General features: G+C 67.3%; 1 protein-coding gene. It reads left to right on the top strand.

What is annotated here, in order from left to right:
• On the top strand, positions 1-257 hold a 257-nt coding region (locus tag SB786_RS36830), incomplete at both ends, for an NAD(P)/FAD-dependent oxidoreductase (RefSeq protein WP_410731664.1).

Here is a 257-nt window from a genome sequence, read left to right as displayed (position 1 = left end):
GGCGTGTGCGTGCTCGAGAAGGGTTCCGAGATCGGCGCGCACATCCTGTCGGGCGCGGTGATGGACCCGCGCGCGATTACCGAACTGTTCCCCGACTGGAAGGAACGCGGCGCGCCGCTCGACGTCGAGGTGACGGAGGACCGCTTCCTGTTCCTGTCCGAGCAGAGCGCGGTCACGACCCCCAACTGGGCGCTGCCCGCCAACTTCCAGAACCACGGCAACTACGTGATCTCGCTGGGCAACGTCACGCGCTGGCT

It is taken from the genome of Burkholderia sp. SIMBA_062, assembly GCF_046534765.1.
Lineage (GTDB): Bacteria > Pseudomonadota > Gammaproteobacteria > Burkholderiales > Burkholderiaceae > Burkholderia > Burkholderia ambifaria.
Note: the sequence above shows the minus strand (reverse complement) of the source record. Positions and strands in the feature narration are given on the sequence as shown.